Annotated in this window: 4 protein-coding genes; 1 reads left to right on the forward strand and 3 read right to left on the reverse strand. The window is 69.8% G+C overall.

What is annotated here, in order from left to right:
- Positions 1-472: 472 nt before the first annotated feature.
- The 3 genes from ACE3O1_RS14940 to ACE3O1_RS14950 form a co-directional block, all read right to left on the reverse strand.
- Positions 473-1,327 carry a DUF4184 family protein gene (locus tag ACE3O1_RS14940; protein WP_374316393.1) on the reverse strand — a complete coding sequence of 285 codons (855 nt, stop codon included), beginning with the start codon at positions 1,325-1,327 and terminating at the stop codon, positions 473-475.
- A 33-nt stretch (positions 1,328-1,360) separates the two neighbouring features.
- Positions 1,361-2,665, reverse strand: a complete 1,305-nt coding sequence (gene tyrS, locus ACE3O1_RS14945) for a tyrosine--tRNA ligase (RefSeq protein ID WP_374316395.1) — start codon at positions 2,663-2,665, stop codon at positions 1,361-1,363.
- Between the two features lie 72 nt (positions 2,666-2,737).
- Positions 2,738-3,685: an aldo/keto reductase gene (locus ACE3O1_RS14950; RefSeq protein ID WP_374316397.1), complete on the reverse strand. Its 948-nt coding sequence runs from the start codon at positions 3,683-3,685 to the stop codon at positions 2,738-2,740.
- A 53-nt stretch (positions 3,686-3,738) separates the two neighbouring features.
- On the opposite strand from ACE3O1_RS14950, the gene ACE3O1_RS14955 reads away from it, so the two are divergent.
- Positions 3,739-4,125, forward strand: coding sequence for a MerR family transcriptional regulator (locus tag ACE3O1_RS14955; RefSeq protein WP_374316399.1), 387 nt, complete (start codon positions 3,739-3,741; stop codon positions 4,123-4,125).
- The last annotated feature ends 58 nt before the right edge of the window (positions 4,126-4,183 follow it).

The following is a 4,183-nucleotide window of genomic DNA, read 5'->3' on the forward strand; positions in this document are numbered from 1 at the left end:
GCCGACCCCCAAAAGGGATCGGTCTTTGATCCAAAGGAATCCCAACGATCAGAAAAACTGACCGACGAGGTTATTTGGCATTTGACAAGTGCACGCTGTTGAGTTCTCAAGGATCGGACGCACCCACAAACCAGCCTCACAGCCAGCCCAGCAGGGCAACTTCACAATCTTATCCCCCGCCGGACCGCTCGTCAAATCGGTGAAGCCGTGGTCCGAGGACCTCAGCGACGGCCGAGGACCGCGCATCCGGGAAGGATGTTCCCCTCCGCCGACCCGTGGGTCTCACCTCTCGGAAGAGGATCTGGAGGGAGTGTTTTCCGCTTGAGGGGGCGGGGCCTTCCGGCCTCTCCGCTCTTCCCTTTGGGGCGAACAACAAGAACATTACGTGACCGGTGCGCGTCCGTCGAATCGGGCGTGCGCCCCGGGCGTGTCGCGCCGCCGGGGCCTCCCGGAGACTTGGGCGATCGCCGCCTCAGGCGCCTCCCGACCGCGACCGGACACGGCTCAGCCGGCGGGCGCGGGACACCTGGACGACCACACAGAGACCCAGCGTCGCCACGCCCCAGATCGCGCACGCCGGAGGGAGCACGCGATACGCCAGGTGAGCGACCGTGAACTCCTCGTCCAACGGGCCGAGCGCCACCAGCCCACCCACCCACGCGATGGCGAGCACAGCTGGAAGCGAGGCCCACCACGCCCACCGGACCGCCGGCGGGAGCACCCGCGCCAGCGGCTGCGAACCATTCCGTCGCGTCAGCCACACCAGCGCCCACACGCCGAGGATCGCGAGGCCCAGGATGCTCGACCCATGCTGCAGCCACGTGAACCCCGCGAACGGACCCCACCTCCCAGCGAGCGCGGGGAAGACCTCCACACCCCAGCGTCCCTCGTGCGTGAAGAGGTCCCACACGATGTGGCTCACCACTCCGATGAGGAGGGAGACGACGAGGAGCAGCATCCCCGACCAGGACACGCGCCAGGAGCGCGCCCCGTCCGCCCCGCGAACGCTCGTCACCGACAGCGTCTCGCGCGCACCGTCGCCGGCGCCCCGATCCCACTCCCCCGGCAGCCGGACGGCCAGCCACCCCGGCGACAGCTCGCGTGCAGCCGGACGCAGCACCGTGCGCCACACGAGCAGCAGCGCGAGAGCGAGCAGCACCGTGAGCGGAAGCCACGCGAGGTCGTGGGTGCGCCCGTAGTGCAGGGGCAGACCCCGCACGAAGAGCGGGAGGTCGGGCGCCATCGCGCCGATGGCGATCGCGGCGGGAACGAGCGGCGTGCGCACGAACGGCAGCGCGACCACCGCGTGGCTCGGCGTGAACGGCATGGACCCTCCGGATCGAAACGGACCGGCAGCCCGTCAGCCTCGGACGAGCACCCCGGCGAGCGTCTTCTTCCCCCTGCGCAGCACCGAGACACCGCCGGGCAGAGCTCCCGTGACGACAGCCCCCTCGTCCTCGACCTTGGCGCCGTCGAGCGAGACGCCCCCCTGCGCGATCGAGCGCCGCGCCTCGGAGAGGCTCGAGACGAGCCCGGTGTCGACGAGCGCCTGCACCACCGGCGTCCCCGCCGGCACCTCTGCGTTCGGCAGCTCCTCGAGCGCGTGGCCGAGGGTGTCGGCATCGAGCGCGGCCAGGTCGCCCTGGCCGAACAGGGCCTCGGATGCCGCGATCACGGCGGCCGCGGCATCCGCTCCGTGCACGAAGGCGGTGACCTCGAGCGCGAGGCGCTTCTGCGCGGCGCGGCGGAACGGCTCATCGGCGACGAGCTGCTCGTACCGCTCGATCTCGGCCCGCGTGAGGAAGGTGAAGACCTTGAGCCGCGAGATCACGTCGGCATCGTCGGTGTTCAGCCAGAACTGGTACATGCGGTACGGGCTGCACATCGCGGGGTCGAGCCAGATGGCGTTGCCCTCGCTCTTGCCGAACTTCGTGCCGTCGCTGTTCGTGATCAGCGGCGTGCCGATCGCGTGGACCGAGACACCCTCGACGCGATGGATGAGGTCGGTGCCGCTGGTGAGGTTGCCCCACTGATCGCTGCCGCCCGTCTGCAGCACGCAGCCGTACTGCCGGTGCAGCTCGAGGTAATCCATGCCCTGGAGGATCTGGTAGCTGAACTCGGTGTAGCTGATGCCGGCCTCGGAGTTCAGTCGCGCAGCGACCGCGTCCTTCTTCAGCATGGTGCCGACGCGGTAGTGCTTGCCGATCTCGCGCAGGAAGTCGATGGCGCTCAGCGGCGCGGTCCAGTCGAGGTTGTTGACGATGCGCGCGGCGTTGTCGCCCTCGAAACTCAAGAAGCGCTCGACCTGCGATCGCAGGTAGCCGACCCATTCGGCGACCGTCTCGGGGGTGTTGAGCGTTCGCTCGGCAGACGGACGCGGATCGCCGATGAGTCCGGTCGATCCGCCCACGAGCCCGAGCGGCCGGTGGCCGGCGAGCTGCAGGCGGCGCATCAGGAGCAGCTGCACGAGGTTGCCGAGGTGCAGGCTCGGCGCGGTCGGGTCGAAGCCGCAGTAATACGTGATCGGACCGCCGGCGAGCAGGGCGCGCAGCGCCTCCTGGTCGGTGGACACATGCACGAGTCCGCGCCACACGATCTCATCCCAGACGTTCTCGAACGCCGGATCGTTGGCGGGCGCGGTCGCGCTCACGACGGTTTCAGACACGCGGTTCAGGGTATCAGCGGGCGGGAGGATGCCTCGTCCGCGCGAAGGGGCGCAGGACGAGGCATCCGGTCGTCACGCAACGCGATCCAGGCGCTCCCGCTGGTCGGTCGAGAGAGGGAGTAGGACCGCGTCCATCGCAGCGTCCAGCTGCTCGAGCCGGCTGCCGCCGAGCATGGGGCGGATGCCGCGCGCCACGTGCCACGCGAGCACCGTCTGGCCGCGCGTGGCCCCGATCTCGGACGCGACCTCGTCGAGGGCGTCGAGCCGGTGGGTGTTGCCGGCGTGGTCGTAGATGTCGGGGATCGGCTTGGCGGGGTTGTCGTACGCGCCGGAGAGCAGCGGGGTGTACGCCCACACCTCGAGTCGGTGGCTCTCGGCGAAGTCGCGCTGCTCGTCGCTCAGCACGCCGAAGGCATGGTTGGTGGGATTGGTGCCCGGCCGTGGGCGCAGGTAGGTGCTGTTGTGCTGCAGCGCATCGATCGGCACGGCGCCGATGCGGCGCGCATGGGCCCGCGCCCGTTCGACGCGCCACGCCGGGTGATTGGATGCTCCCACCCGGCCGACGGCGCCCGTCGCGGTCAGCTCGGCGAGCGCGTCGACGGTGTCCTCGATCGGTGTCGCGCGATCCTCCATGTGCAGCCACAGAAGATCGACCCGATCCAGGCCGAGACGGTCGAGACTGCCGGTGAACGCCTCCCGGACGGCGCGGGGAGACAGTCCTGCCCGGCCCGCGGGGAACGATCCCGCCCACAGCGGCTCGGCCCCGAGCTTGGTCGCGATGCGCAAGCGGTCGCGCATCCCGGGCCGCGCGGCCAGCCAGCGGCCGAGCACGCGCTCACTGGCGCCGCCGTGACCGTCATCCGATGCCCAGAAGGCGTAGCAGTCGGCGGTGTCGATCCACACGCCGCCGCGGTCGACGAAGCGGTCCAGGATCGCGAACGAGGTGTCCTCGTCGACGGCGGTGCCGAACATCATCGCGCCGAGGACGAGAGGGGACGAAGGAGGTGCTGCGGTGGTCATGGATCCAGCGTGCAACCTGGAGTCCGCTCCAGGTCAAGCTCTACCCTCGATTCATGACGACCTACACCCCGGCCGAAGCGGCCGCCGTGACGGGCTTCTCGCTCGACACGCTCCGGTACTACGAACGAGAGGGCATCCTTCCTCCCGTCGCACGCACCGCCGGCGGGCACCGCTCGTTCTCCGACGCCGACATCTCCACGCTCGGCTTCCTGAAGTGCTTGCGCGAGACGGGCATGCCGATCGAGAAGCTTCGACGCTACGGCGAGCTGTGCCGTGACGAGAGCACCCTGCCCGACCGTGTCGCACTGCTCGAGGAGCACGCGGCCGCCGTGCAGGTCGAACTCGACGCGCTGCGAGCGCAGCAGCAGCGGCTCGACGACAAGCTCGCGTGGTACCGCGGCGTGCTGGCGTCGGCTCAGGCGGCGGACACCTCGTCGTAGAGGCCGATGAGGTTGCCCTCCGAGTCGCGGATGTAGACCCACCTCGAGTTCTCGTCGA

Origin of the sequence: Microbacterium sp. (assembly GCF_041909575.1) — a bacterium.
Taxonomy (GTDB): Bacteria; Actinomycetota; Actinomycetes; order Actinomycetales; family Microbacteriaceae; genus Microbacterium.

Bases quoted from the DNA above. Each gene is read 5' to 3' on its own strand.
- ACE3O1_RS14950 (WP_374316397.1), bottom strand. From the start codon at position 3,685: ATGACCACCGCAGCACCTCCTTCGTCCCCTCTCGTCCTCGGCGCGATG.
- ACE3O1_RS14955 (WP_374316399.1), top strand. From the start codon at position 3,739: ATGACGACCTACACCCCGGCCGAAGCGGCCGCCGTGACGGGCTTCTCG.
- ACE3O1_RS14940 (WP_374316393.1), bottom strand. From the start codon at position 1,327: ATGCCGTTCACGCCGAGCCACGCGGTGGTCGCGCTGCCGTTCGTGCGC.